Origin of the sequence: Sphingomonas pruni NBRC 15498, assembly GCF_001598455.1 — a bacterium.
Classification (GTDB): domain Bacteria; phylum Pseudomonadota; class Alphaproteobacteria; order Sphingomonadales; family Sphingomonadaceae; genus Sphingomonas; species Sphingomonas pruni.
This window is the reverse complement of sequence record NZ_BCYZ01000164.1, coordinates 1-987: the sequence shown is the minus strand read 5'-3', so window position 1 is coordinate 987 and position 987 is coordinate 1. Positions and strand designations below refer to the sequence as shown.

The window sequence follows — 987 nt, the reverse complement described above, 5'->3', positions numbered from 1 at the left end:
GCCATGTCGTACCGTCAGCTATCGTTCGAGGAGCGGGCATCGATTGCCCGGCTTCATGAAGCCGGGCAATCGATCCGGCAGATCGCTGCAGCTCTGGATCGCCAGCCGTCGACCGTCTCGCGGGAGTTGAAGCGGAACAGCGGGTCGCGGATCGGCTATCGTCCAGCCTATGCGCAGCAGCAGACCGATGCCCGGCGCTGGAGCGGTGCCCGGCTGGAGCGTGAGGATGCTTTGCGCGAAACCATCCTCGATCGCCTTGGCGAAGGCTGGTCGCCCGAGCAGGTCGCCGGGCGGCTGGCGCACGAGGCAGGGCGCCGGATCATCAGCCACGAGACGATCTATCGCTTCGTCTATGCCCAGCTCAAACGGACCAACGATCGCCGTTGGCGCCAGTATCTGCCCCGCGCCAAATACAAGCGCGGCTGGCGCACCAAGGGCGGACCGTGGCTGCGCTGGCAGGAGGGCCGAACGCCGATCCACGCCCGTCCGCCAGACATCGCCACACGCGTCCAGCCAGGCCATTGGGAAGCCGACGCCATGCTCTTCTCAACCCAGGGACAGGCCATCCTCGTCGCCCACGAACGCCGATCCCGGCTCACCATCGCCCTGCGCCAGAACAGCCTCAAGGCCGATCCCGTAGCGACCGCCCTGATCGGCATGCTCTATCCCATGCCCCACAGCCTGCGCCGCTCGATCACCTTCGACAACGGTACCGAGTTCGCTCGCCACCAGCGCATCGCAAGCCAACTCGGCGCACAAACCTACTTCTGCGACCCCCGTGCGCCCTGGCAAAAAGGCGGCGTCGAAAACGCCATCGGACGCCTCAGACGCAACCTCCCCCGCAAAACCGACATCTCCACCTTGCCCAACGCCAGCCTCGACGCCATCCTCGCAAACTACAACCATACGCCCAGAAAATGCCTCGGCTTCCAAACTCCCGCCGAGGTCTTCCTCAACCCGTTGCACTTCGAATGTGAATCCACACCC

Annotated in this window: 1 protein-coding gene; it reads left to right on the top strand. The window is 65.0% G+C overall.

The genetic code is table 11. The features are described 5' to 3' along the window. Positions 1–3 precede the first annotated feature (3 nt). Positions 4–987, top strand: a 984-nt coding sequence (locus tag SPR01S_RS21050) for an IS30 family transposase (protein ID WP_084251349.1), incomplete at its 3' end; no start/stop codon positions are given.